Origin of the sequence: Chryseobacterium sp. MYb264 (genome assembly GCF_035974275.1) — a bacterium.
Classification (GTDB): Bacteria; Bacteroidota; Bacteroidia; order Flavobacteriales; family Weeksellaceae; genus Chryseobacterium.
Map to the genome: position 1 here is coordinate 4,090,597 of NZ_CP142422.1, position 26,395 is coordinate 4,116,991.

General features: G+C 35.7%; 20 protein-coding genes and 1 riboswitch. Of the genes, 11 read left to right on the top strand and 9 right to left on the bottom strand.

Annotated elements, in window-relative coordinates:
* Nucleotides 1–140 precede the first annotated feature (140 nt).
* Nucleotides 141–2,756 (bottom strand): MGH1-like glycoside hydrolase domain-containing protein, encoded by a 2,616-nt coding sequence (locus VUJ46_RS17845; protein WP_326982053.1) that lies wholly within the window; start codon nt 2,754–2,756, stop codon nt 141–143.
* 188 nt (nt 2,757–2,944) lie between these two features.
* Nucleotides 2,945–3,052: riboswitch (SAM riboswitch) on the top strand.
* Nucleotides 3,053–3,089: 37 nt separating this feature from the next.
* Between VUJ46_RS17845 and VUJ46_RS17850 the strand changes: the two genes are divergently transcribed.
* From VUJ46_RS17850 to metF, 6 genes are all read left to right on the top strand, one after another.
* Nucleotides 3,090–4,061 (top strand): alpha/beta fold hydrolase, encoded by a 972-nt coding sequence (locus VUJ46_RS17850; RefSeq protein ID WP_442784935.1) that lies wholly within the window; start codon nt 3,090–3,092, stop codon nt 4,059–4,061.
* Complete coding sequence (locus tag VUJ46_RS17855) at nt 4,058–5,596, top strand: ACT domain-containing protein (protein WP_326982055.1); 1,539 nt, start codon at nt 4,058–4,060, stop codon at nt 5,594–5,596. The genes VUJ46_RS17850 and VUJ46_RS17855 overlap by 4 nt, the downstream gene beginning before the upstream one ends.
* Nucleotides 5,597–5,725: 129 nt before the next feature.
* Nucleotides 5,726–6,925, top strand: coding sequence for an O-succinylhomoserine sulfhydrylase (locus VUJ46_RS17860; RefSeq protein WP_326982056.1), 1,200 nt, complete (start codon nt 5,726–5,728; stop codon nt 6,923–6,925).
* A gap of 186 nt (nt 6,926–7,111) precedes the next feature.
* Nucleotides 7,112–8,122: a homocysteine S-methyltransferase family protein gene (locus tag VUJ46_RS17865; RefSeq protein ID WP_326982057.1), complete on the top strand. Its 1,011-nt coding sequence runs from the start codon at nt 7,112–7,114 to the stop codon at nt 8,120–8,122.
* A gap of 91 nt (nt 8,123–8,213) precedes the next feature.
* Nucleotides 8,214–10,874: a methionine synthase gene (gene metH / locus VUJ46_RS17870; protein WP_326982058.1), complete on the top strand. Its 2,661-nt coding sequence runs from the start codon at nt 8,214–8,216 to the stop codon at nt 10,872–10,874.
* A gap of 91 nt (nt 10,875–10,965) precedes the next feature.
* Nucleotides 10,966–11,925: a methylenetetrahydrofolate reductase [NAD(P)H] gene (gene metF / locus VUJ46_RS17875; RefSeq protein WP_326982059.1), complete on the top strand. Its 960-nt coding sequence runs from the start codon at nt 10,966–10,968 to the stop codon at nt 11,923–11,925.
* Nucleotides 11,926–12,064: 139 nt separating this feature from the next.
* Here metF and VUJ46_RS17880 read toward each other — a convergent pair whose 3' ends face one another.
* Complete coding sequence (locus tag VUJ46_RS17880; protein ID WP_326982060.1) at nt 12,065–12,826, bottom strand: hypothetical protein; 762 nt, start codon at nt 12,824–12,826, stop codon at nt 12,065–12,067.
* A gap of 45 nt (nt 12,827–12,871) precedes the next feature.
* The gene (locus tag VUJ46_RS17885) at nt 12,872–16,012 is read right to left on the bottom strand and encodes a UvrD-helicase domain-containing protein (protein WP_326982061.1); all 3,141 of its coding nucleotides are present in this window, start codon (nt 16,010–16,012) and stop codon (nt 12,872–12,874) included.
* A 179-nt stretch (nt 16,013–16,191) separates the two neighbouring features.
* On the opposite strand from VUJ46_RS17885, the gene VUJ46_RS17890 reads away from it, so the two are divergent.
* From VUJ46_RS17890 to VUJ46_RS17905, 4 genes are all read left to right on the top strand, one after another.
* Nucleotides 16,192–16,935 (top strand): hypothetical protein, encoded by a 744-nt coding sequence (locus VUJ46_RS17890; RefSeq protein ID WP_326982062.1) that lies wholly within the window; start codon nt 16,192–16,194, stop codon nt 16,933–16,935.
* Between the two features lie 29 nt (nt 16,936–16,964).
* On the top strand, nt 16,965–17,762 hold the full coding sequence (locus VUJ46_RS17895; RefSeq protein ID WP_326982063.1) for a hypothetical protein: 798 nt from the start codon (nt 16,965–16,967) through the stop codon (nt 17,760–17,762).
* A 66-nt stretch (nt 17,763–17,828) separates the two neighbouring features.
* The gene (locus VUJ46_RS17900) at nt 17,829–18,581 is read left to right on the top strand and encodes a carboxypeptidase regulatory-like domain-containing protein (protein WP_326982064.1); all 753 of its coding nucleotides are present in this window, start codon (nt 17,829–17,831) and stop codon (nt 18,579–18,581) included.
* Nucleotides 18,582–18,664: 83 nt separating this feature from the next.
* The gene (locus VUJ46_RS17905; RefSeq protein ID WP_326982065.1) at nt 18,665–19,399 is read left to right on the top strand and encodes an SIMPL domain-containing protein; all 735 of its coding nucleotides are present in this window, start codon (nt 18,665–18,667) and stop codon (nt 19,397–19,399) included.
* 263 nt (nt 19,400–19,662) lie between these two features.
* Here the strand turns inward: VUJ46_RS17905 and VUJ46_RS17910 are convergent, their stop codons facing one another.
* The 5 genes from VUJ46_RS17910 to VUJ46_RS17930 form a co-directional block, all read right to left on the bottom strand.
* Nucleotides 19,663–20,175: an N-acetyltransferase gene (locus VUJ46_RS17910; protein WP_326982066.1), complete on the bottom strand. Its 513-nt coding sequence runs from the start codon at nt 20,173–20,175 to the stop codon at nt 19,663–19,665.
* 2 nt (nt 20,176–20,177) lie between these two features.
* A complete protein-coding gene (locus tag VUJ46_RS17915; RefSeq protein ID WP_326982067.1) occupies nt 20,178–20,399 on the bottom strand; it encodes a PspC family transcriptional regulator in 222 nt (73 codons plus the stop codon).
* A complete protein-coding gene (locus VUJ46_RS17920) occupies nt 20,389–21,666 on the bottom strand; it encodes a DUF2851 family protein (RefSeq protein ID WP_326982068.1) in 1,278 nt (425 codons plus the stop codon). The genes VUJ46_RS17915 and VUJ46_RS17920 overlap by 11 nt, the downstream gene beginning before the upstream one ends.
* A gap of 26 nt (nt 21,667–21,692) precedes the next feature.
* Complete coding sequence (gene bshA / locus VUJ46_RS17925; RefSeq protein WP_326982069.1) at nt 21,693–22,841, bottom strand: N-acetyl-alpha-D-glucosaminyl L-malate synthase BshA; 1,149 nt, start codon at nt 22,839–22,841, stop codon at nt 21,693–21,695.
* A 124-nt stretch (nt 22,842–22,965) separates the two neighbouring features.
* Nucleotides 22,966–24,660, bottom strand: coding sequence for a glycoside hydrolase family 3 protein (locus VUJ46_RS17930; protein ID WP_326982070.1), 1,695 nt, complete (start codon nt 24,658–24,660; stop codon nt 22,966–22,968).
* 115 nt (nt 24,661–24,775) lie between these two features.
* Between VUJ46_RS17930 and VUJ46_RS17935 the strand changes: the two genes are divergently transcribed.
* Complete coding sequence (locus tag VUJ46_RS17935; RefSeq protein WP_326982071.1) at nt 24,776–25,294, top strand: hypothetical protein; 519 nt, start codon at nt 24,776–24,778, stop codon at nt 25,292–25,294.
* A gap of 73 nt (nt 25,295–25,367) precedes the next feature.
* Here VUJ46_RS17935 and VUJ46_RS17940 read toward each other — a convergent pair whose 3' ends face one another.
* Entirely contained in the window at nt 25,368–26,270 is a 903-nt protein-coding gene (locus VUJ46_RS17940) for a hypothetical protein (protein ID WP_326982072.1), read from the bottom strand.
* Nucleotides 26,271–26,395 lie beyond the last annotated feature (125 nt).

Sequence of the window (26,395 nt, forward strand, 5' to 3'; positions counted from 1 at the left end):
GGAATAAAATGAATGTTTAATTTAAATAATCGATTTTAATTGATAATATTTAATTTTTAAAGATGCTTTATTGATAATTTTATATTTTATCGCGGTTTGGGTTAATAATAAAAAAGCCTCTTAAAAAAAGAGGCTCACATTTATATATTTAATCTCGGTTTCATCAATTTTGCGACCGTTGCCGTCCATCCTGTTTGATGGGAAGCACCGACCCCGCGGCCATTATCTCCATGAAAATATTCAAAGAAAGTGATATAATCTTTAAAATTTTCATCATAATTAAATTTAGCATTTCCGCCATTGAAAGGTCGTTGTCCAAATTCATCTTTTAAGAAAATAGAGCACAATCTGTTGCTGATATTATGAGCGACTTCATCAAGATTTCTCTTGTCCCCACTTCCGGTTGGCAATTCTACTTTCAGGCTGTTGCCGTAATAAAAATGAAAACGCTGTAAACTTTCAACAATCAAAAAGTTGATGGGGAACCAAATCGGTCCGCGCCAGTTGCTGTTTCCGCCAAACATGCGGCTGTCACTTTCTGCAGGCGTGTAATAAACCACATTTTCATTACCATGAACTGAAAACACAAACGGATTTTCCTCATACACTTTCGACATGGCACGAATTCCGTATTGACTTAAAAATTCTTTCTCGTCGAGCATTCTCGTTAATACCTTTGTTAAACGGTTTTTACGAAGAATACTCATTAAATGCTTTCTTCCGTGACCTTCCTCGTCCCAGTGCGAAACAAGTTTGGTGAGTTCCGGTTTATTTTTTAATACCCATTCCATTCTTGCCTGGAAATTCGGCATTTTTTCCAGTAAATGATGATCTACAATTTCTACCGCAAACATTGGAATCAATCCTACAATACTTCTCAGCCTTAAAGAAACACTTTCTCCATTTCCAAGCTGAAGCACATCATAGAAAAAACCGTCTTCTTCGTTCCAAAGACCTTCTTTTCCGTCACCCAGATTTTCCATGGCTTCGGCAATATAAAGATAATGTTCAAAAAATTTAATTGCCATATCTTCATAAACCTGATAATACTGAGCGAGTTCCATTGCAATTCGCATCATATTTAATGCGTACATCGCCATCCAGCTTGTTCCGTCGGCTTGCTCAAGATGTTGCCCATCCTGTAAAACCGTATTTCTGTCAAATGCTCCGATATTATCGAGACCGAGGAAACCTCCGCCAAAAATATTTTTACCGTTTTTATCTTTTCGGTTCACCCACCATGTGAAATTCAGAAGAAGTTTTTGGAAAACTTTCTCTAAAAACAGAAGGTCGGGTTTTCCGTTTTGCTTTTCATCAATTTTAAAAACCCTGAAACAAGACCAAGCGTGAACTGGCGGATTTACATCACTCAAATTCCATTCGTAAGCGGGAAGCTGCCCGTTCGGGTGCATATACCATTCCTTTGTTAATAAAAGAAGCTGTCCTTTCGCAAATTCAGCATCAATAATCGCAAACGGAACGCAGTGGAATGCCAGATCCCAGGTCGCATACCAAGGATACTCCCACTTATCGGGCATAGAAATAATATCTTTATTGTGAAGATGATTCCATTCTGTATTTCTTACATAATTGTTGAAGTCTCTCGGAGCTTCGTAATTGGGGTCACCTTTCAGCCATTTTCCAACGTTATAATGATAGAATTGTTTGTTCCAAAGTAAACCTGCAAATGCCTGTCTTTGAACATTTCTTTCATCATCGTTGGTTACGTCATTCTGAATTTCATTATAAAATTCATTGGCTTCGTTGATTCTGTTTTTTAAAATATCATCAAACTGATAAAAAGGGTCATCTAAATCATTCGGTGATAATCTGAAATCAAAAGTTTTGGATTGTCCGGCACCAATCATATCATCCACGATGAAAGATGCTTTTGAACCATTTTTTTCAGGATTTACGGTATTGCTTCCGTAGGTAATATAATCGTTGATTCCGTCTTTATAATAGGTGTTTCCAGGATATGGAGCGCCATACAATTTGGGTGAATTCGTTTCATTATCACAGAAAGCACTTTCCGAATTCTGAGTTCTCGAATAAAACTTTTTAATTGAAATACTATCATGGTTAATATCTATACAGCCATCGTGAGAAGCATTCGTTCGCCCTTGGTAAGTATTGTACCCCCATTTCCAGTTATTTCTGAACCAAACCGTAGGAATTACTACAATTGGCGCATCAATCTGACTTCTGTTACAAACCGTAACGCGAACTAAAATATCATTATGGTCAGCTTTCGCATATTCAATAAAAATATCGAAATATTCATCGTTGTCAAAAATTCCGGTGTCGATGATTTCGTATTCTGGTTCTTTTTTGCTTCTTCTGGCATTTTCAGCACGGATTTCATCATAAGGAAATGCATTGATAGGATATTTATACACCAGCTTCATATAGCTGTGCGTAGGCGTATTATCCAGATAATAAAAAATTTCCTTAATGTCCTCTCCGTGATTTCCCTGAGGGTTGCTGAGCCCGAAGAAACGCTCTTTTACCCTTTTATCCTTCTTGTTCCAAAAGGAAAGTGCAAAACAGAAAAGCTGCTTCACATCAGAGATTCCCGCAATGCCTTCTTCGCCCCAACGATAGGCGTAGCTTTCTGCGGTATTATGATTGGCGAAATTCCATGCGTCGCCGTTGGAACTGTAATCCTCACGTACATTTCCCCATTGTCGGTTGCTTACGTATGGTCCCCAGTTTTTCCAGTTTGTATCTTGTAATCTTTGTTTTTCGGCAATCATATTTCATCAATTTTCCATACGAAGTTAGTTTTTTTGATAAAAAATTCCAACTTTACGAATCTGAAAAATAGTTAACATTGCTTTGAAAACCTTGTATTTATCTGTGTTTCTAATATTAAATTAAATTTTTATAAATATTTAAAAGAAATGTTATACCTTTGCACTATTCGATCATTCAAATATTGAAAATGTTATCAAGAAAGGTTGAGGGATTAGACCCTGTGAAACCTTAGCAACCCTTTGCGAAAGCGAAGAAGGTGCTACGTTCTACCAAAATTATTTTGGACAGATAACTACTGAATCTTTTTTCAGCCATTTCCTGTGGCATTTTCAATGATATTATCAAAAAGTATAATAGAATTGAAAACAGAACTAAACTATATTAATCTTTCGTATCAAACAAATTCCGGTAAGGAATATCATATCTCGTTGAGCTATCAGCTTTTCGGGAAAGACTTATTTTCAGCACCCATCATTTTAGTAAATCATGCTTTAACCGGAAATTCAGACGTAGCCGGAGAAAAAGGCTGGTGGAAACAATTGATTGGTGAAAATCAGGTAATCGATACTAATAAATATACAGTTCTGTGTTTCAATATTCCCGGAAACGGATTTGATGATTTTTTAATTGATGAATACGAAGATTTCACGCCTTCAGATATTGCCAATATCTTTTTACAAGGGCTTGAAAGTTTACATATTACAAGTTTATACGCCATTATTGGAGGTTCTTTAGGAGGTGCAATCGGTTGGGAAATGTTGGTAAAACAACCACATCTTGCCGAAATTTTCATTCCTATTGCCTGTGATTATAAAACCCATGATTGGCTTCATGCACAATGTCTGGTTCAGAAATTTTTATTAAATCAAAAAGATGAACCTTTACAAAAAGCGAGAATTCATGCGATGTTGTGCTACCGAACGCCGGAATCGTTAAATGATAGATTTCAAAATAAATACAATCAGGAAAAACAAAGATTGGAGTCGGAAGATTGGCTGGTTTATCACGGAAATGCTTTAAACGATAGATTTAGTTTAAAAGCTTATCAACTGATGAATCATTTGCTGATGAATATTAATGTTGATGAATCTCAACTGGAAAAAATTCAGGCACGAATGCACATGATCTCTGTAGATACAGATTTGTTTTTCCCGGCTTCTGAAATCCGAATGTGCTTTGAAAAGCTGAAAGAGAAAAAGGAAAATGTTTTCTATCACGAGATCACCTCAATTCATGGGCACGACGCCTTTTTAATGGAATATAAACAATTAAATAATATCATAAAACCTATTCTGAATATATGACAACATCAGATACAATAAACATTTATCGAAATAAAGCGCTGGTAAATTTTGAAGGGAAAGACTTTTTGGGACATATCGGAATTGATTCCCGAATTTTCAAAGTATTAAATGAAGAAGGAATAAGTGTGGGTGTAATTTCCCAGCAGGCTATTGAAAATGGAATTTCTGTTTTGGTAGATGAAAAAGATGCGGAAGATGCAGTGCGTGTGCTGCAGGAAGAGTTTAAAAAAGAAAAATCGAACGGGGCAGTAAGCAATATTTATAACATTAGTAATGTTGCAGTCATTGGCTTCGTTTCGGAAAATTATAGCAAAATACTTTCTGAACTTCAGAGAAATAAAATATTTCCGCTTTTGTTGAATCAAATTGCTTCGGCGGGAAGGGTAAATATCGTGGTAACCGATAACCAGACGGAAATTGCAAAAAATATTGTTGAAACAGAAATTTACGGAAAACCGAAAGTCGTTCATTTAGCCTTAATCGGGCATGGAAATGTGGGCGGAACTTTGGTGGAACAGATTTTAGATTCAGAGCACGATATTCTCAAGCGTAAAAGATTACAACTGAAAATCGTAGCCATTGCAAATTCAAAGAAAATGGCTTTGAACAAAGGCGGTTTTGGAAGCGACTGGAGACAGAAAGTAAATTATTCTCAAACCAATTCCAGTATTGAAAGCCTGATCGGGTATGCAAAAGAACATCATCTGGAAAATCTGGTGATGGTAGATAATACGGCCAGTAAAGATTTTGTGAAGCATTATGATGCGTTTGTGGATAACGGTTTTGATATCGTTTCTTCCAACAAAATTTACAATACGTTGCCGATTGCCACGTATAGAAACTTAAGAAAATCTTTAGAGAAGAATAAAAAGAAATATCTATACGAAACCAATGTTGGTGCAGGTTTACCGTTAATTGATACGATTAAATTGCTACACCTTTCAGGAGAAAATATCACAAGAATTAAAGGCGTTTTCTCAGGAACATTGAGTTATGTTTTCAATAATTTTTCGTTGAGGGATGATAAGTTTTCCACAATCATCAATGAAGCGTTGGAAAAAGGATACACAGAACCGGATCCAAGAGAAGATTTGTCAGGAAATGACGTCGCCAGAAAATTATTGATTTTGGCAAGAGAATTAGATCTGATTAATGAGTTTGAAGATATCAACATTCAGAATTTGGTTCCGGAAAATTTACTTTCCGTTTCAAAATCAGAATTCCTTTCAAGATTGGAAGAATTAGATGAAGAATATGAAAAAATTAAGGGAAACCAAGAGCCTGGTCATGTCTTAAGATATGTTGGAGATCTTCACGGAGATTTACAGAAAGAGAAAGGCGAGCTTGATGTTAAACTGATTTCCGTTCCTGCAACTTCCGCTTTAGGACAGTTAAAAGGTTCAGATTCCATCTTCGAAATTTATACGGAAAGTTATGGCGAAAATCCAATCGTCATCATGGGAGCCGGAGCCGGAGCGCAGGTAACGGCAAGAGGAGTTTTCGGAGATATTTTAAGAGTAAGCGAAACGAAATAATAATAATATTAATATAACAATTTAATAATATAACAGTTTACCAATAATAATTACTATTGTCATGCTGAGCTTGTCGAAGCATTCCATTGTTAAATTGCTAAACTGTTAGATTTAAATATACAAAAGTTTATGAGCGAAAATTTTCAACCAGAAACTAACAATGAGCAACTTTCAAATTTTGAAACACTTGCGATCAGAACCCAAACCGAAAGAACTCAGTTTGATGAGCATTCAACGCCTTTGTATTTAACATCCAGCTTTATTTTTCAGGATGCAGAAGATATGAGAGCGAGTTTTGCAGAAGAAAAACCAAAGAATTTATACAGCCGTTTTTCCAATCCGAATGTAACGGAATTCACCGATAAAATTGCTAAAATGGAAGGCGCAGAAGCAGGATATGCTTTTGCAACAGGAATGGCAGCGATTTATTCAACGTTTGCGACTTTGTTAAATGCAGGTGATCATATCGTAAGCTGTCAGTCGGTTTTCGGATCTACGCACACGTTGTTCACAAAATATTTCCCAAAATGGAATATTGAAACAACCTATTTCAAAGCGGAAGACGCTGAAAATGTTGAAAAATATATTCAGCCGAATACAAAAATTTTATATCTGGAGACACCTACAAATCCTGCGATTGAGGTGTTAGATTTAGAATTTTTCGGACAAATTGCTAAAAAACATAACCTGATTTTCATTGTGGATAACTGTTTTGCGACACCATATTTGCAACAACCTATAAAATACGGAGCAGATATTGTAGTGCATTCTGCAACAAAGTTGATAGACGGTCAAGGTCGTGTTTTAGGTGGTGTAGCAGTCGGTAGAGAAGATTTAATTCGTGAAATTTATCTTTTTGCAAGAAATACAGGTCCGGCAATGTCACCTTTCAATGCTTGGGTCTTGTCAAAAAGTTTGGAAACTTTAGCAATCCGTGTTGAAAAACATTGTGAAAATGCTTTAAAAGTAGCCGGGTTTTTAGAAGGTCACCCGAATGTAGAATTGGTGAAATATCCTTTCCTGCCATCACATCCAAGTTATGAAGTCGCTAAAAAACAGATGAAATTAGGCGGAAACATCGTCGCATTCGAAATCAAAGGCGGAATTGAAGGCGGAAGAAACTTTTTAGATAAAATTAAAATGTGTTCGCTTTCTGCCAACCTCGGCGATACGAGAACGATTGTTACGCATCCGGCTTCTACAACGCATTCCAAATTGTCTGATGATGAAAGAAATGAAGTAGGAATTACAGCTGGTTTGGTTCGTTGTTCCGTTGGTTTAGAAAATGTGGATGATATTATCGCGGATTTAAAACAAGCATTGGATTAAATTAATTTGGGCAGCTTTATCCGCCTTCCACTCCCGCTTTTTTGCCTCCGCTTCGCTCCTGCAAAAAGAGCTCCGTTCAAGTCGGGCTGCGAAGATTCGACGCAAAAAAAATCCTTGTCAAGGTTTCAAACCTTGACAAGGATTCAGAATAACGAAATAAAAAATTGGCTTTAGCCGAAACATACAATGAAAAATTCAGAACAATTATATAAAGCATTATCCGAAAGAATTTTAATTCTGGACGGTGCGATGGGAACGATGCTTCAGCGATATAAATTTGAGGAAGAAGATTACCGTGGCGAGCGTTTCAAAGATTGGGAACATCCTGTGAAGGGAAATAATGATTTACTGTCGTTAACGCAACCTCATTCCATTGAAGAAGTTCACAGGAAATATTTGGAAGCAGGAGCTGATATTCTGGAAACCAATACGTTTTCGGGAACAACGATTGCAATGGCAGATTATCATATGGAAGATTTGGTTTACGAACTAAACTATGAATCTGCAAAAATCGCCAGAAAAGTATGTGATGAATTTACGGCTCAAAATCCTGATAAGCCAAGATTCGTAGCGGGATCTATCGGACCAACCAACAGAACAGCAAGTTTAAGCCCTGATGTAAACGATCCTGGTTATAGAGCCATCACGTTTGAAGAACTGAGAGTTGCCTACAAACAGCAATGCGAAGCTTTATTAGATGGAGGTTCAGACATTTTATTGGTTGAAACAATCTTCGATACATTAAATGCAAAAGCAGCCCTTTTTGCGATCGATGAACTTCAGGATGAAAGAGGAATAAAAATCCCGATTATGGTTTCAGGAACAATTACGGATGCTTCAGGAAGAACATTGAGCGGACAAACTGCAGAAGCATTTTTAATCTCAGTTTCACATTTGAATTTATTAAGTGTTGGTTTCAATTGTGCTTTGGGAGCCAATCAATTGACGCCGTATTTGGAAACATTGGCTCATAATTCAGAATTCCACGTTTCGGCGTATCCGAATGCGGGGCTTCCGAATGCTTTCGGAAAATATGACGAAACGCCGGAAGATATGGCGAGTCAGATTAAAGAATATGTTGAGAAAGGATTAATTAATATCATCGGAGGTTGTTGCGGAACAACGCCTGATCATATTAAAGCAATTGCAGATTTGGTAGAAAAATACGAACCGAGGAAGGTTAGTATAACAATATAATAATTTATCAACGTAACAATCTTCTTAAAGAATCTATTGGTAAACTGCTACATTAATAGACTGTTACATTGATACATTGGTAAATTAAACTATGAAATATTTAAGATTATCGGGGCTCGAGCCTTTGATTATTATGCCGGAAAGTAATTTCATCAATGTTGGTGAAAGAACAAATGTTGCCGGTTCAAAGAAATTTTTAAGATTAATAAAAGAAGAGAAATATTCTGAAGCTCTTGATATTGCGCGTCACCAGGTTGAAGGTGGGGCGCAGATTCTTGATGTCAATTTCGATGACGGATTGATTGACGGAAAGGCTTCCATGATTAAATTTCTAAATTTAATTGCTTCAGAACCTGATATTTCCAGAATTCCTATCATGATCGATTCTTCGAAATGGGAAATTCTGGAAGCCGGATTGCAGGTTGCACAGGGAAAATGTGTGGTCAATTCTATCAGCTTAAAAGAAGGCGAAGAAGAATTTATCAAGCATGCAAAAGCCATTAAAAGATATGGTGCGGCGATGATTGTTATGGCGTTCGATGAAGTGGGACAAGCCGATACTTACGAACGTAGAATCGAGATTTCAAAACGTTCTTACGATCTTTTGGTTAATGAATTAAAGTTTCCTGCCGAAGATATTATTTTCGATTTAAATATTTTCCCTGTCGCAACGGGAATGGATGAACACAGAAGAAATGCCATCGATTTTATCGAAGCAACGAGATGGGTTCGCCAGAATCTTCCGTATGCCTCTGTGAGTGGAGGAGTTTCCAATGTTTCGTTTTCGTTCCGTGGAAATGATACGGTGAGAGAAGCGATGCACTCGGTTTTCCTTTATCACGCGATTCAGGCGGGAATGAATATGGGAATTGTAAACCCTGCGATGTTGGAGGTTTATGATGAAATTAATAAAGAGCTTCTTGAATTAGTTGAAGATGTAATTCTTGATAAAAGAGAAGATGCTACTGAAAGGCTTTTGGATTATTCCGAAAAGCATAAATCGGTTAAAAAAGAAAAAACCGAAGAGCTTGAATGGCGTACAAAACCTTTACAGGAAAGAATTACGCATTCTTTGGTAAAAGGAATCGACCGTTTCATCGAAGAAGATGTTGAGGAAGCAAGATTACAAGCGGAACGACCTTTACACGTAATCGAAGTTAATTTGATGACCGGAATGGGTGTTGTTGGAGACCTTTTCGGAAGCGGAAAAATGTTCTTACCACAAGTTGTGAAATCGGCAAGGGTAATGAAAAAAGCGGTTGCCTATTTACAGCCATTTATCGAAGCTGAAAAAGACGGTGCAAAACCAGCCAACGGAAAAATCTTAATGGCAACGGTAAAAGGAGACGTTCATGATATCGGTAAAAATATTGTGAGCGTTGTTTTGGGTTGTAACAATTATGAAATCGTCGACCTTGGAGTGATGGTTCCTGCCGAAAAAATTATTCAGGCTGCGATTGAACATCAGGTTGATGTCATTGGTTTAAGCGGATTGATTACGCCAAGTTTGGATGAAATGGTGTACATCGCTTCAGAATTAGAAAGACAAAATTTAAATTTTCCTTTACTGATCGGTGGTGCTACAACTTCAAAAGCACATACCGCTGTGAAAATTGATTTAAAATATAAAAATGCCGTTGTTCACGTGAATGATGCGTCGAGAGCGGTAAACGTGGTAAGTTCATTGTTGGGCGACAGAAATAAAGAATATGTTGAAGATCTAAAAAGCGACTATTCAGATTTCAGAGAAAAGTTCCTGAACAGACAGGTTGATAAAGATTATGTTTCGATTGAAGATGCCCGAAAAGACAAGTTTAAAATCGATTGGGAGAATGAAGAAATCTTTACTCCAAACCAATTAGGAATTCAGGTTTTTGAAAATCAGGATTTAAGAGAATTGTTACCATTCATCGACTGGTCACCGTTTTTCAGAAGCTGGGATCTGCATGGGAAGTATCCGCAAATTTTAGAAGATGAGGTTGTCGGAGCGCAGGCGAAAGAATTGTTCAAAGATGCTCAGGTTATTTTAAAGAGAATTTTAGACGAAAAATTATTAACCGCCAAAGCTATTTTCGGAATTTTTAAAGCCAATTCTAATGAAACAGATGATATTTTAATCTTCGATGAAAATAACGAAGAGAAAGTAAAATTCCTGACATTGAGACAACAGGCTCAGCGTTCGAAAGGAAAAGATTATCTGGCTTTAAGTGATTTTATCGCACCTCAAAGTTCAGGAAAAACCGATTATATGGGCGCTTTCTGTGTAACAACAGGTTTCGGAACAGATGAATTGTCAGAAGAATATGAAAAAGCGAATGACGATTACAATGCGATCATGGTAAAAGCCTTGGCTGATCGTTTTGCTGAAGCGTATGCCGAATTTTTACATAAAAAAGTAAGAACCGAATATTGGGGTTACGCGAATCAGGAAAGTTTGAGCAACGAAGAATTAATTGCCGAAAAATACAAAGGGATTCGTCCGGCTCCGGGTTATCCTGCTTGCCCGGATCATTTGGAAAAACATGCCATCTGGGATCTGTTAAAAGTGGAAGAAGAAATCGGAGTATATTTAACAGAAAGTTTAGCCATGTTCCCGACCGCTGCTGTTTCCGGATATTATTTCGGAAGCCCGCACGCAAAATATTTCGGATTAGGAAAAATTGCAGAAGATCAGTTGAAAGATTATTCGCAGCGAAAAGGAATTTCTTTGCAGGAAGCGAGAAAATGGCTGAATCCAAATTTAGCAGATTAAAAAAATAGTTCATGGTTGATAGTTGTTGGTTACTGGATTTTTACATCAAAACCATCAACTAACAACTTTCAACAAGCAACAAAAATATAAAATGAAGATTACAGATCACATAAAAAATGCAAACGGAAAAACGTTGTTCTCCCTCGAGGTTGTTCCGCCACAAAAGGGAATCGGGATTGAAGATTTATATACCAATATTGATCCTTTGATGGAGTTTAAACCACCGTTTATCGATGTAACGACTTCAAGAGAAGAGTATATTTATATTGATAAAGGAAATGGTTTGATGGAGCGTCGTATCACAAGAATGCGTCCCGGAACATTGGGGATTTGCGCGGCGATTCAGCATAAATATAATGTAGATACTGTTCCGCATTTGCTTTGTGGAGGTTTCACCAAAGAAGAAACAGAATATCTTTTGGTGGATTGTATGTACCTTGGAATTGATAATATTATGGCTTTGAGAGGCGATGCGATGAAAGGTCATCAATATTTTGAACCCACTCAGGGAGGTCATGCAAGTGCGATGGATTTGGTTCATCAGATCAATGATTTAGGAAGAGGAAAGTATCTTCACAATCAGGACGAAGAATGTGAAGAACACAATAAATTCTGCATTGGAGTTGCGGGTTATCCTGAAAAACATATGGAAGCTCCTTCAATGAATTACGACTTAAAATGGCTGAAACAAAAAGTGGATGCCGGAGCAGATTATATCGTGACGCAGATGTTTTTTGATAATAAAAAGTTCATTGAGTTTGTTCAGAAGGCGCGTGAAATGGGAATTACCGTTCCTATTATTCCCGGAATTAAGCCAATTGCCACAAAGAAACACTTAAAAGTTTTGCCTCAGATCTTCAAGATTGATTTGCCTGAAGAACTTATCAGCGAAGTTGAAAATGCCAAAAATAACGAAGCAGTAAAACAAATCGGAATTGAATGGGCGATCAATCAATGTAAAGAATTACTTGATTTCGGAGTTCCTGTTCTTCATTTTTATTCGATGGGCAAAAGTGACAACATAAAGAAAGTAGCTGGAGAGCTCTTCTAAAAGTAAAAAGGATATTTGATCCACCGTTTTAAAAGGAAAATGAAATCTTGTTTTTTGACATGATGCTTGATCCTCAAATTTTGTCACTGATCCAACAATTTCGGCGGTAGTTTTTTCTACCGCCGAAATTGTTAATTCACTATTTTTTAATCAAAATATATTTTTCGCCTTCAGGTTTAAAACTTTCTTCGCTTTCCTTCATCTTTTGTAATTCAAGGGTATTTCCTGTAATTGTAAACCTATATAAATCTTTTAAAGACTCCCTCTCAAGTAAAATTCCGTCAAAGTTTTGAGTTCCATCGGCAAAATCATAGATGACTTGGTATGCGGTATAATCCTTAAAATTTACCTTACCGTCTTTGCTAAAGCTAATTGATGTTGAAGAATTCTTGTCTGTATAATTTCCCTCAAAAAGTATTTTTCTTAATTCCTTTTGAATATCGCCATCAAATCTCTCGTAAAGATCTGTTTTGTTTTTATAAATCATTTCAAGATTTTCACCATTAGGCTGTATTCCGGAAAAATCGTTATATGTAGGATCGTTACTTGTACCATTTATGATAAATTCTTTTTTAGACTCATCAAATGTTAGCTTTACATCATAACCGCCTTCATGATCGGTAAACCCCTTTAAAGTGGCAGCTCCTGAAAGCAATTCATTTTTATCAAGCTGTATGAATAAAGGAACGGCAGCTTTTCTGTAAGGATAAACAGCTTTTGATTTTTTAATATGATCAATATAAGGTTTCGAAATCCAATTACCTCTTAATTGATTGGCTGTTGTCGATAAAGTTGTTTCAGATTGAGAAATATTTTCTTTAGAAATACTGGAAGTTTCATTTTTCTGTTGGTTGCAAGATACCAAAACTGCTACTAGCAATGCGTTTGTTAATTTTTTCATTCATTTGTTTTTTACGGTAACGAATATACAAATCAAGTGCCAGCTTTATAAATAAATTAATTGAGTCTTAAGAACTTTTCTTCCTAAGCTTTCCAGAATTTTTTTATAATTTTCGATTTGGCGATCATTTTTTGCAGTTTCTTCTCCCGTTTTGAAATCAACAATAATATAACCTTCATTGCTTTTTAAAATTCTGTCCGGGCGGTATATTCTACTTTCTCCGTTTTCAGAAATCATAATATCTTTTTCATTAATCACTTCCCATTTGTTATCGAAAAATTCAGCATAATCTGTGATAATTTGCTCCAATGTATCTTGAATATTATGCTGTTCTTCAATGGTTATCTGCCCGTCCAAAACATAACTTTCAACCACTTTTTTAATATCTTTTTCGGTGTTGATTTTTGAAAGCAATTCATGCACAAAAAGCCCGATTCTTACTTTTTCATTCCGAACCTGATAGTTTTTTGAAGGGGTAGCAATTTTAATGGAAGTATTCTTTTCATTACTATTTTTCAGATTGTGAATATCTTTCGTTTCAAAATGTGAAGTTTTATCTTTTGTATGCTTTTTCAGCATTTCTGGATTGGTTTCATATAAATCAAATTCATCAAGGTCTTCCACATTTTTAGTTTGAAGAAATTCCAGTAACTCCAGATTATTGGATGTCTTATTCGCTTTTTGAATATAAAAGAACAATTGCTCGACAGGTCGGGTAGTGGCCACATATTGTAGGCACAATCTGTCAATAAAATTTTTATAAGAATTCTGCTTGTTGAATTTTTCAATTTCCGGATCGTAAACTTCCAGATTTTTACTGAATTGATTAATGTTTACAGACTTCAAAGGCGCATCGCTGCTGGTTTCAAACCAATTGGTAAATTCAGCGTCACGGTTTTTATTAATCATCGGAATAAAAACGATAGGGAATTCAAGACCTTTCGCTTTGTGAATTGTCATAATCTGTATCGCATCGATGTTTTCAGAAGCCTGAATGGTATATTTAGAAGCTTCTTCGTCCCAATATTTCAAAAATTCTTTGGTACTTGCGCCTGCATTTTGGGTGAAGTTGAAAAGCATTTCCAAAAAGTTCAACAGAAAATCGGTCTCTTTATTTTCAACAGAAAATTCATTGATATAATATTCTACAGAATTGTATAAATTAAATCTCGGGAGGTTTTCCTGCTTTAATTTTAAAGCGTATTTATCTTCTATAAAAAGTATAACATCTGCATGACTTTCGATTTCAAGAATTTCTTTCATCTCTAATGTAAAATCGGGCATCTGAATTCTCCCCAATTTGTTCAGATAATACATCATCATGACCAGAGTGGGTTTATTCTTAGGGTTTACTTCCCACCTTAGAAATTCGATCACGGCCTTCAGGGTATTCGAGAGCTCTAAAGTAAGACCTTTGTCAGAAATCGTTTTAATATTTGTCTCTTCGCCCCGGTACATAACTTTCAGGTTTCCTAATTTTTGTGAATAGCTGAAAATATCGAAATTTCCGCGACAGAGAATGGTTATATCTGAAAATTTAAAACCATGATCAAGACTTTCCTGAATGTCCTTACGCATACGCTCCGATGTATCATTGTAAAAATCATCATTGGTTAAATTTTCAATGAGATTTACTTTCACGCGGCCTTCAATACCTGATTTAGGATTCTGCTCGGCATCTTCACCGAAAATATTCTGATGCTCTTCTTCTAATTTAAGGGAATGGAACTGATAAAGTTCATTATTAAAATGAACAATATTCTTCGCACTTCGCCAGTTGTCCTTTAAAACTAAAAGATCAGCCTGCTTGGGAGAAAATTCTTTTTTGTTGATAATATCCAGCATCAATTTGCTTTCTCCGCCTCTAAACCGGTAAATACTCTGTTTAGGATCGCCAACCAAAGTAAACGAAGTATTTTCAGAAGATACGGAATGATCTCTTAAAGGAACAAAATTCTGCCACTGTAATTCTGATGTATCCTGAAATTCATCAAAGAAAAAATGCTGAAATTGCGCGCCTACTTTTTCATAAATAAAGGAGGAAGGCTCATTTTTAAGATTTTCATTAATTAAAATATTAAACTTGGAAAGCAGAACCAGATCATTTTCTTCCTCAATTTTTTTTAATTCATCCTGAATGTCTTTATTTACTTTAAGAGGAAGAAGCGCCGCTAAAATCTTTTCCTGTTTCTGAATTTCAATATACAGAAAGATCAGCTGCATCCGGTTTTCCAGTAGCTGATCCAGAATTTCAAAGATTTCAGATTCTTTATTTTTTGATTTTGCAGAAGCTCCTTTACGGTAATTATTCAGCACGGATTCTTCCGCCGTGGTCGGAAAAGGAAAGCCAGCTCTTTTTTGATGATAAAAATCCAAAACCTTAGTGAAAAATCCTCCGATTCCGTTTTTGCCCTGTGCAAAATCTTCAATTTCAATATTTCTTGATTTGAAAAGTTCAATAGATTTTGTGGCGAGCTCCAGAGATTGCTTTTTGTTGGAAACAATTTCTTTTCGAAGAAGATTTTTTATATTTTCATAATTCGTATTGTCGAAATCTTTATTATTTTTAAGATGTTCATAGTGAATGTCTTTTACAAATTCTTTCGCCGAATCATAAAGGCTTTTATTTAAATTAATCCTCTCATTATTTTCAAGACTGTAATCTACATAATCCATGAAAGAATTGGAGATCGTCTCATTCTCACCAATTTGATCAAGCATTTTATCAACTGCTTCTATTAAGAACGGCTCAGCTTCGATTTCCAGATTAAAATTTTTCGCCAATCCTAATTCGTACGAAAAGCTTCTTACCAGACGGGAGTTAAAACGGTCAATCGTTCCGATATTCAGTGTGGAATAATTATGAAGAATATAGTCCAGCATTTTTTTTGAACGGTGATGAAGCTCGTCAATGGTTATTTTTAAACCTTCTTCTTCAAATGCTTTATGAATATTTTTTAGATCTCCGTTTTCAGCAAAGTTTTTAGCAGAAAAATGATCCAGCCATGACAAAATTCTTTCCTTCATTTCGTTGGCCGCCTTATTGGTAAAGGTAAGTGCCAGTATATTTCTGATGGAATGTTGCTGGTTAGGATATCGAAGACAGATCATCAAAAGCTTTTGTACAAGCGCATAGGTTTTCCCTGAGCCCGCAGAAGCATTGATAACTGTATAGGAATTTTGCATTTTCTGATAGATTGAAGGTGCAAGTTAGCTAAAATTTGACTTAAATTTTAACAATTTAAAGTCTGTATTTAACAGTTAAATCGTGAAAACTCTAAAAGAATTCCCAAAAGGCGTTAACTGTGGTTAAACTTATTTTATGATCTGAAAATTAATTTAGTTTTGCTTAATAAAAACTATTTGTGAAAATTAAACTACTTTTTCTGTTATTTAACATATTATTCATTAATATTTCTGCGCAGGATTATATTTTCGGCAAAGTGGCCACAGAGGAGAATATAGAGTTACCGGATGTAATTGTTATTAATATACGAACCGATGAACGGGTAACGACTAACCGGGACGGGCACTTTATGATTCTTGCCAGAGTAGGGGATGAACTTCGTTTTGTGAAAACAGGTTACGAACGTTTTAACAAAAGGGTGAGCCCTGAGAATGTTTCGTCACCCCTGAATATAAGTCTCATAAGATCTGTGGAAACCATTGAGGAAGTAGAAGTTAAAAAGTCTCTTACGGGAGATCTTAAAATGGATTCTAAAACAGTAGGTTCCCCGAAAAAGGTGGAAAAGCTTAGAAATGAAATCGACCGTTATATTGTTCAGAAATCTGATCCTAGGGTTCTGGCGTCAAAACCAGGTGAATTTGTACAGCCTAAGGGACAGGGGTTTTCTATCGGAAGCCCGAAAAACAAATGGGACGATGTGGATCTTACCAATTATCTTACCGAAAGTCTGGGCGAGGAGTATTTTACGGATCTTCAGTTGGATAAAGCCGAAATTAACTATTTTATCAGATATGCTCTGGTAGGATTTGAAAGAAAGAAGATTTTAAAATACGGATATCTAAGCAATCAGGATATGATGAGGTTTCAAAGAGCCGTTCTTTCAAGAATTGCATCGTACAGAGCTCCAAAAACGAAGAAATAGACTTATATTTGATCTACATTTAATAATCAATGAAATCAAAGCTTTTAATATTGATGCTCTTCACGTGTTTTGCGACACTGTTTTCCCAACAGAAAATTACAGGAAAGATCATTGATGAAAACGGAATCGGTTTGGGATCTGTTTTAATTAAAAATATGAGAACCAATCAAAACTCCTATTCAGATAATTTCGGAAATTTTACGATTGACGCAAATGAGGATGACGAAATACGATTTGTAAAAGAAAGCTATTACAGAACCGACCGTAAGATTATAAAAGATAACACGGTCAATCTGATGAATGTTTTGCTCCTTCGGGCGGAAACACTGATTCCGGAGGTGAAAATTACCTATAAGCCTACAGGAAACCTTGAGCGTGACAGTAATCATTATGGTGAGTCTAAGAAACTGGCAACCGTAAAATCAGGGCTTAGAGATTATATGAGAAGTCCGTTGAACGAGCCTTTGCCTACCAATGAAATCTCAAAAACATTTACGGGACATGATTTCTCCGCCGGACAGGTGGATCTTTTCGGGGTATTTAATTTGGCGAAAGGTCTTTTGAAAAAAGCAACGGAACCTAAAATTACGAAGCCTACTTTCAATGAAACTCAAAATTTTATTGGTGAAGTAAAATCCAGAATTAATTTGAATTTTCTTACTAAATACGGAATGACGGATGAACAGATCGATCATTTTCTGCTTTATGCCAACGATACCCGCCAAATGGCAAAAAAGTACAGAAAAACTTTTGATATCGTAGAAATTGAATCAGAACTGAAAGTGGCTTTTTCGCTTTACCATAAAACCCATAAAATCGGCGAATAATTGAACGGCAAGACTTCATATCATATGAATTTAAAAAAGAATTTACTGTTTTTTTTTGTTATCTGTATGGGACATTTTCTATTTGCTCAGGAAACGGTGATGGGAAAAATAAAAGATGACAATGAGATCAGTCTTGCCGGAGTTACGGTCATCAATATAACAACAGATGTAAAAACCTATAGCAATGCAAATGGCGAATTTTCTATTTCTGCTTTCAAAAATGATGAACTGAGATTTGTAAAACAAGGCTACGAAAGAGTTTCGGGACGGGTTCTGCTGAATGGAACCAATGCACCGATCCTGGTGACTTTAATTAAAATTCCTGAAGTTATTGAGGAAGTTAAAGTGACAAGTAAACCAACAGGTGATTTGGAGACAGATGCAAGAAGAGCTTCGAGAGTGGACAAAGGCGAGGTGGTTCGGGATGCTGTAGGACTTCCGCAGCCTGTTGGAAAAATGAGGGAAAAACCTGCGGAAGTGAAGCAGGTTCTAATTCCTATTTTACTAGGACAGCTGAATGTTCAGGGAATGTATGATTTGGTGAGCGGAAAAGCGAGACGGCAAAAGCGACAGTATAAATATGATGATCTGCAGGAGCATATTAAATGGGTCAGAGATCGGGTGGATGATGATTATTTCATAAAAGCAGGAATTCCTCAAGAGAGAATCTCTCAGTTTATCGAGTTCTCATTTGCGGAAAAACCTTTTGTAAGAACGTATGTAAAGGCTAAAAATCTATCAGGTGTACTGCTTACAATGGAAGAGGCAATTCCACTATATATTGAGCGATTAAAAACAGTGAAAAATCAAGGAGAATAATGGTGAATTAATAGAAATTTGGAATAAGAATTGATGTGATATTATCACTGAAAAATTGATAACATTCAAATTCACAAATTTTTATGAATAAAAATATCATCGCCATCGCCATTGGTGCACTTGGGTTTGTCATTGGTCTAGGACTTCTGGGAGGTGCCATTAAAAACAGAAACAAATCTGAAAATACTATTTCTGTCACAGGTTTAGGAACCAAACCGTTCACTTCCGATCTTATTACCTGGTCGGGAAGTTTCTCTAAAAACAATTATGACCTTAAATCTGCGTATGACGAACTGGCTTTAGACCGAAAAACAATTAACGATTATCTGTTGTCTAAAGGCGTTAAGCAAAATGAGATCGTTTTTTCTTCGGTAGATATTCAGAAACAGTTCAGAAATAGTACGGATTCCAACGGCAATACCATTCAGAACGAATTTGCAGGATATAATCTGACACAGACGGTTTCCATAGAAAGTAAAGAGGTCGCAAAAATCGAGAATCTTTCTAGAAATATCACAGAAATCATCAACCGGGGGATAGAGTTTACCTCTTCTTCACCAAGCTATTTCTATACAAAACTGTCGACTGTAAAACAGGAAATGATCGCCTCCGCTACAAAAGATGCTAAAGAACGTGCCGAGAAAATTGCTGAAAACTCAGGAAGCAGCTTAGGAAATCTTAAAAAAGCGACCATGGGCGTTATTCAGATTACAGCTCCGAATTCTAATGAAGATTATTCTTATGGCGGAACTTTTAATACAGCTTCGAAGGATAAGGAAGCGAGTATTACGATTAAACTGGAGTACGAAGTGAACTAATTAGAAGTAAAAAGGTTAAGGTAAAAAGAGCTAAGTGGTTGTGGAGTCCCAATTGTAAAAGGCCTCCGTTTTTATGTTGAGCTTAGCTCTTAATACTATTGAGCTGAAATAGATTAATTGTACTGTTTTCTTTTTGAATTTACCTTAAAAGCTTAAATATCAGTAGTGTCGGGTGAAACCCGAGGTATAAATATTCAATGATGTTATAACCCTGAAAGGGCTGAATAATGGAATGGAAATTTCAAAGATAAAAGGATATTATTTTAATGATAAACGACATCATAAATTTCATCTTTAATTTTCTCTAAATTTTCAGGGGAATAATTGGCAAGCAACCACAGATTTAATGGCTTTTTTCCTTCTCCGTAACTCGGTTGAACATACATTTCATCGATGAGATGAAAACCGTTGCGTTGATAAAAAGAATACCTTCTTTTCGCATCATCACCCAAATGATCGGGCTCTATCTCTAAAATAATTTTAGGGTAATTTTCAAATAAGTAACCGGTAATATGCGATCCCAATTTCTGACTCCTGAATTGCAAAAATACTTCAAAATGCTCTACAAAAGTATAGCCTGATAATCCCCAGATGATGAGGTAACCAATATTTTGAGCTTCATGCGAAACAGAAATTATTTTTACATTCGGATGTGTAAAAAGAGGAAGCAGCTTATCCCAGTCTCTTCTTTCGTCTTCAGGAAAACTTGTACAGTAGGATTCAAAAATTTCCTGTACTCTGTAGTCTTCGGGAGAAGTAATTTGTAAAAATTCCATGATTAAAGGTCGAATACATTAGGACGTCTTGTAATAAACATATCTTTAATCCATAAAGTAAATGCCAGACCAAGATAGATTAAAAAGAAAAAGCCTGCTGTTGCAAATGTAGAATAGATAAAAAATACTCTCAGTTTTGAAACCGGAATTCCAAGTTTGGCGCCTGTTCTTGTAAGAACACCAAACCATTCTCTTTCCATTTTATGACGGATATTATCTAACATTTGAAGAGTCTTTTAAAATTTTAAATCCAATACCGCAATTTAAGCAATTTTTTTCTTCGCAGGAGTTTTTAAAGTGATAAATAAGACTCTGGGTTTCTAAAGAGTTTTTGAATGGAATACCCAATTTTTTCCAATCATCAACAATTGAATTTTTTTCAGGATTTATGCTTTTATAAAAGTGGATTAGCTCGTCCGTGATCGCTTCATTTTGATATTTATGATAGGTATATTTTAAAGGTAAAATGGTATTTAAGATTATTAATTCGATAAAATCTTTAGTCAAGACTTTAGGTTGATCAACGGTTGAAACTTTTCCGAAATTAAAATGATCGTCCCAATATTCAGAAGCTTGTACGGAATTGAAAATTGTATAAATGGCATCTGTGTTTTCAGCCAGAATTACTTTTGAAAACAGATTTTGATGCTGGAAATAGAGATTTGCCAATTGCGACAAACGAATTGTCGGGAAATTTGGAGGTCGTAATCGTAAAAATTTAGGATGAATTTTCAAATCGGAAATATTGAATTTGACTTTTATAAAATCAAATTCGCGCTTCCAGATTTTCATTCGTTCATCCTGCGGTTTTTCCAGCCAACCTGACATACCAAAAAATAAAGCTTCGAGCTGGGTTTGATTCTGGCGGATCTTTAAAATAATACTGAAATCGATGCTTTCCGCAATTTGTTTGAAAATAAAAGCATTCACTTTTAGCCCGAAAGAATAGGCAAGAGAATGAAAGAAAACGGCTTCGAAATTATTTTTGTAGTGTCTTAAGTTTTCTTCGAGCTCAGCGGATTTTTCATCGAGCTTTTTTACGATATTCTCTTCATGAAAATTAAACGGTAACTTCTTAGGATCAAAAATATTTTCACAGGGAATAAACTGATTTCCACTGATCAGCTTCTCATATTTCCACAGTATTTTTTCATCAATATAATCTTTGAGTTCAAGGGTAGGGATATTTCTTTTTCTAAGCTCATCAATATCACAGTCACTTTGAAAAACCACATGAAGGATAATATTCAGATAATTGGGATCTAAGGAATGGTTATGAAAAATCCAGTCGGAAGATTTTACATGAAGCTCAATATTACCTAAGAAAGTAATATGATTGATTTTTATTTTTGCAGCTAAGAAATCAGGGCCGGAATTGGTATTCCATTTTCCGAAATCTATAATCTCAACGGAATTTCCTTCAATATCCTTGAAGTCAAAATGTTTGAAAATCTTAAAGTTCCAAAGATATTGAAGTAATTTTTCCGTCATGAGTTAACACAAATATAGCGGAAAGGCTATACTTTTGTCAACTCTTTTTTAAAGTTTTCGATCGTCGTTCTATACATTTCTTCATAAATAGGAAGAATGTTTTTCAAATCGAATTTTATCGCTTGATCTTTCGCATTTTTCTTCATTTTGGTTAAAAGTTCCTCATTGCTCAATAGTTTAATGCAATAGTTGCTCATCGCCTCTACATTTCCTATTTCCGCTAAAAACCCGGTTTCACCCTGAATATTTACTTCAGGAATTCCTCCTGCGTTCGAACTGATGACCGGCGTGTTTGCTGCCATTGCTTCCAAGGCTGCCAGACCGAAACTTTCCTGTTCGGAAGGCAATAAAAATACGTCCGAAAGTTGAAGAATTCTATAAAGATCATTCACTTTTCCGAGCAAACGGATCTTCGAAATCAATTCAGGATTTTCTTCCAAAAACTGATTGATCTTCTCCATATCCGGACCTTCCCCGATGATGATCAACTTCGATTTTACTTTTTTCTCTACATTTTTGAAGATCTGAAGCACTTCATCCACACGTTTTACCGGACGTAAATTCGAAACGTGAATTAAGATTTTCTCGTCAGGATTCGCAAACTGTGTTCTCTGGCAGTCGCTTGGCTCGTCAAATTCAGAATTATCAATAAAATTGGTAATCACCTGAATTTCTTTTTTGATCTTGAAAAACTGTAGTGTATCTCTTTTCAGACTTTCGGAAACAGAAGTAATTGCATCCGACTGATTGATAGAGAATTCTACCGCGTGTTTGTAACTGGGATGTTGTCCAACCAGCGTAATATCTGTTCCGTGAAGTGTGGTTACCAAAGGAATATCATTATTGTCTTCCTGTAGCATTTGCTTGGCTGTAAAAGCTGCGTACGCATAAGGAATCGCGTAATGCGCGTGAAGCAAATCAAGTTTATAAAGATTCACCACACGGTAAATCATTGAGCTCAGCGCAATATCATAAGGTTGATACTGGAAAAGCGGATACGTCTGAACATTCACTCTGTGGAAGAAAATATTCGGATTGGTGATGTCTAATCTTGCGGGAAGCGCGTTGCTGATGAAGTGAACTTCGTAGCCTTTGTTGGCCAGCGACATTCCCAGTTCTGTTGCCACGATTCCGCTTCCGCCATATGTTGGATAGCAAAGTATGCCTATTTTCATTCGTTTACTGTTGTTTTGATGCTGCAAATTGCTGTTGGCGATTGGCTTTTAGCTATTTGCTTTAAAATATTTAATATATACTAGCTTTCTTCAGGTAACCGAATACCTGTAATAAGATTAATCTTTATTTTGCACTTGTGGGAGCCAGATCGATCCCCATTCCCGCATGTAATTCATCATTGATAGAGACTGGCAATCTGCCCCCTATTTTTGTTTTTCCGTTTAGCGCATCAGCCGTTGCTGTCATTGAATCATCATTGTTTTCATAAGAAACCAAAACAGTGGAGATCTTTGAAAGGTCAATATCCTTCAATGCATAAGCGCTTCCGAAAACATTTAGAATAATATTTTGACGTTTTGTTAAATCACGCAGAACCTTTTTTGAAACATCTGATACTTTGTAAGGCTTGTAAGCAGTAGAATTATCTTTGTGCAGTCCTACAATCACTGTAGAATGAGCCGGAATTGTATGGATTTCACTCGCTTTTTTAATAATGATATTTGAACCTAATTGATTCGCGAAAGTCTGAAAAGGTGCTTCTTCCAAAGGAACATAGTAGATTTGTTTTCCTTTCAATGGAAGCAATTTTTTCTCGTCCTTCAATAAAGTTAAAGCATTGGCATATAAATTCTGAACCAATACTTTATGAGAGTCATTATTAAGATCCGAATTAATGTTTTCAGGATTTTTCGGTGTATATTGATTTAAACCTAAAAAATATTTAGTTAAAAGGATCTTTTTTACACTTTCTTCAACTCTTGATTGCGAAATTTCTCCATTATCAATTGCTTTTTGGATTAATTTTTTACCGCTGGCGACCCCTTGAGAGAACAACATAATATCGTTTCCAGCTTTGAAAGCCATTGCATCCAGTTCGCCCGGATTGTATTTATTGGCTACAGCACCCATGTTTAGAGCATCGGTTATAATTAATCCTTTATATCCCAATTGATCTTTCAGTAATCCGGTAATAATGTTTTTAGAAACCGACGCCGGGATTCCCTTCCCAGATTCCAGAGCCGGAACATAGAGGTGGGCTACCATGACACCACCTATTCCTTTATCCATTAAAGCTTTAAAAGGGGCAATTTCTATATTATTTAACCTTTCCAGATTATGAGAAACGACAGGTAAATCTAAATGAGAATCAGTATTCGTATCACCATGTCCCGGAAAATGCTTGATCGCTGCCAAAATTGTATGATCCTGAAGTCCGTTAGAGTAGGAAAGAGCAGAGCTAATGACATTATTCACCTCAGAACCGAAACTTCTGTTTCCGATAATTGGGTTATTGGGGTTGGTATTGACGTCAACTACCGGCGCAAAGTCCCAGTTGATCCCCATTCTGTGGCAGTCTTCTGCAATTTTGGCGGACATCTGGTAAATTAAATTTTTATCCTGAATCGCACCCAATGTCATTGCCCAAGGATACTTGTGAGCCGTTGCAATTCTCTGGAAAACACCCCATTCAGCATCCATCCCGATCATTAACGGAACTTTCGATTTTTGCTGAAATTCGTTAACCAGATTGATTTCTCTTGCTGCATCATCCTGCATCAGGATCAAACCACCAATTTTATCATTAATGACGATATTTCTAACGGTATTGATCTCATTTTCACCCTTATTGGTGTAAAGAGCTACGATGAAGAGCTGTCCCAGTTTTTCATCCTGAGAAAGGTTATTGTATGTTGTATCAACCCACTGATTAGCCTTTTTCAAATCCTCCTGAGAAATGTTTTTAGGCTGATACTGAGCTTTAACACCTGAACTTACCCCTAAGAAAATAAAGAGGGAAGCGTACACCAGTTTCTTCATAATTTTTCAATAAGAACAAAAATACAATTAAAAAAATTGATGAAAACCATGTTTTTGAAACTTTTGGTATATGATTTGAATACGGTTTATAAATAATAAATAAAACTTTTATAAAATGAAAAAATTCCTTCCATTTTTACTTTTAGCTTTTGTGAGTTTATTCATATTTAGCTGCGATAATGACAACGATACAGATAATGACACATATTCTAAAGTTAGAGATGTTACCGGAACATTTTCCTCTCCTAACTATGCTTTTTCACAACCCTTAAATATTGCAAATTCAGACGTTGTATTAGTATATAGAAACGCTGGTGGAGCTTGGCAACTTATCCCAAAAGATCAGTATTTAGATAATGTAACAGGTATGCCAACAGGTAGAGTATTTAACTATAATTATGTTTTTGATGCATCTGAAGTTCAGATTAGAATTGATGATCCGAGTTTTGACTTATCAACTGGTTTGACTTCATCAGAAAGATCTCAATATTTAACAAGTCAGACGTTTAGAATTGTATTAGTACCTGCAAGTATGGCTAAAAATACAAATACAGTTGATACAAGGGACTATAATGCAGTAATCAAATATTACGGATTGAACGACTCTAACGTGCCAATTACTAAAGCAAATTAAATAAGTATATCTTTTCAGTTTTTTATAATTATTAAGCTCTAGAAAATTTTCTAGAGCTTTTCTTTATAAATTATCAACAGCCTCTAAACCAGCCGCAAGGATTTGGATTGGTTGGAGCTGGTACATAGAATGCAGGATTATAGGGTTTTTGTGTTATTTTAATATTTGTAATATTTAGATTAAATGAACTTTCTGGGACATAATTAGGTTGCATTCCTGAACGTTCCGGTAAGAAGTATATTATTAGAGCATTTTTATTTTCTGTTGTTGAAAAATTATAAGTAAATGTTTTTTGTTCGTAAGAAGGTGGTACAGTTATTTCGGCTTTCTGTTTTTTAAAATAATTACGCTGAATGAACATGTTTCCTATAGCAGGCCTTCCTCCGCATGGATTATTTCCAGAAATTTGTGGTGTATCTTTTAATTCAACTGCTACGGTAGGGAATGCTTGGCTTTGCTGCAATCCGTGATAATCATCATTTTGATCATATCGATCATGCTGTTCCTTATAAATAAAATCTTCAACAATTGTTTGTAAATTTATCTCATAAGTAACATTTGCAAGAAAGGGAAACTCTATTGAAATAGCACTTTCATAAACATTATCTATTAAATAATTTTGCCCGAATGTTACAACATTCGTTGGACGATTACCTGTTCTTAGTTGTATTCCTTTGTAAGATAAATCTGTTCTAGGCTGTCCATAACCTCTTATTGTGTAATTGTAAAAGTTTGTTGGATTAGGACCAAAAGCACGTTGCGACGCTGATGAGCATCCCCCATCTTGTGATTGAAAAAGACCACGATTAATGTCTAGGTTCATTACGACTATTTCATTAGTGGTTTTACTTAAAAGTCCCCTGTTAGAAAGTTTTAATAGATTTTGATTTGATAATTCTTCTTGTGTTTCTACTAAGTCATTAGTTGCACAGCTCATTATCAAGAGTGATGATAATAAAAATAATGTTTTTCTCATTTCTAAATGTTTATTTTAAGCTGCAAAAATATGCATTTAAAAATAAACACTTTTTGGTGATATATTTATATATAATTAATTTATTCTTTATTTTCTTAAATGAAGAAGCTCAAAAAGTTAATCTT

Coding starts and splice junctions, on each gene's coding strand:
- VUJ46_RS17845 (WP_326982053.1), bottom strand. CDS start 2,756: ATGATTGCCGAAAAACAAAGATTACAAGATACAAACTGGAAAAACTGG.
- VUJ46_RS17850 (WP_442784935.1), top strand. CDS start 3,090: ATGATATTATCAAAAAGTATAATAGAATTGAAAACAGAACTAAACTAT.
- VUJ46_RS17855 (WP_326982055.1), top strand. CDS start 4,058: ATGACAACATCAGATACAATAAACATTTATCGAAATAAAGCGCTGGTA.
- VUJ46_RS17860 (WP_326982056.1), top strand. CDS start 5,726: ATGAGCGAAAATTTTCAACCAGAAACTAACAATGAGCAACTTTCAAAT.
- VUJ46_RS17865 (WP_326982057.1), top strand. CDS start 7,112: ATGAAAAATTCAGAACAATTATATAAAGCATTATCCGAAAGAATTTTA.
- metH (WP_326982058.1), top strand. CDS start 8,214: ATGAAATATTTAAGATTATCGGGGCTCGAGCCTTTGATTATTATGCCG.
- metF (WP_326982059.1), top strand. CDS start 10,966: ATGAAGATTACAGATCACATAAAAAATGCAAACGGAAAAACGTTGTTC.
- VUJ46_RS17880 (WP_326982060.1), bottom strand. CDS start 12,826: ATGAAAAAATTAACAAACGCATTGCTAGTAGCAGTTTTGGTATCTTGC.
- VUJ46_RS17885 (WP_326982061.1), bottom strand. CDS start 16,012: ATGCAAAATTCCTATACAGTTATCAATGCTTCTGCGGGCTCAGGGAAA.
- VUJ46_RS17895 (WP_326982063.1), top strand. CDS start 16,965: ATGAAATCAAAGCTTTTAATATTGATGCTCTTCACGTGTTTTGCGACA.
- VUJ46_RS17900 (WP_326982064.1), top strand. CDS start 17,829: ATGGGACATTTTCTATTTGCTCAGGAAACGGTGATGGGAAAAATAAAA.
- VUJ46_RS17905 (WP_326982065.1), top strand. CDS start 18,665: ATGAATAAAAATATCATCGCCATCGCCATTGGTGCACTTGGGTTTGTC.
- VUJ46_RS17910 (WP_326982066.1), bottom strand. CDS start 20,175: ATGGAATTTTTACAAATTACTTCTCCCGAAGACTACAGAGTACAGGAA.
- VUJ46_RS17915 (WP_326982067.1), bottom strand. CDS start 20,399: ATGTTAGATAATATCCGTCATAAAATGGAAAGAGAATGGTTTGGTGTT.
- VUJ46_RS17920 (WP_326982068.1), bottom strand. CDS start 21,666: ATGACGGAAAAATTACTTCAATATCTTTGGAACTTTAAGATTTTCAAA.
- bshA (WP_326982069.1), bottom strand. CDS start 22,841: ATGAAAATAGGCATACTTTGCTATCCAACATATGGCGGAAGCGGAATC.
- VUJ46_RS17930 (WP_326982070.1), bottom strand. CDS start 24,660: ATGAAGAAACTGGTGTACGCTTCCCTCTTTATTTTCTTAGGGGTAAGT.
- VUJ46_RS17935 (WP_326982071.1), top strand. CDS start 24,776: ATGAAAAAATTCCTTCCATTTTTACTTTTAGCTTTTGTGAGTTTATTC.
- VUJ46_RS17940 (WP_326982072.1), bottom strand. CDS start 26,270: ATGAGAAAAACATTATTTTTATTATCATCACTCTTGATAATGAGCTGT.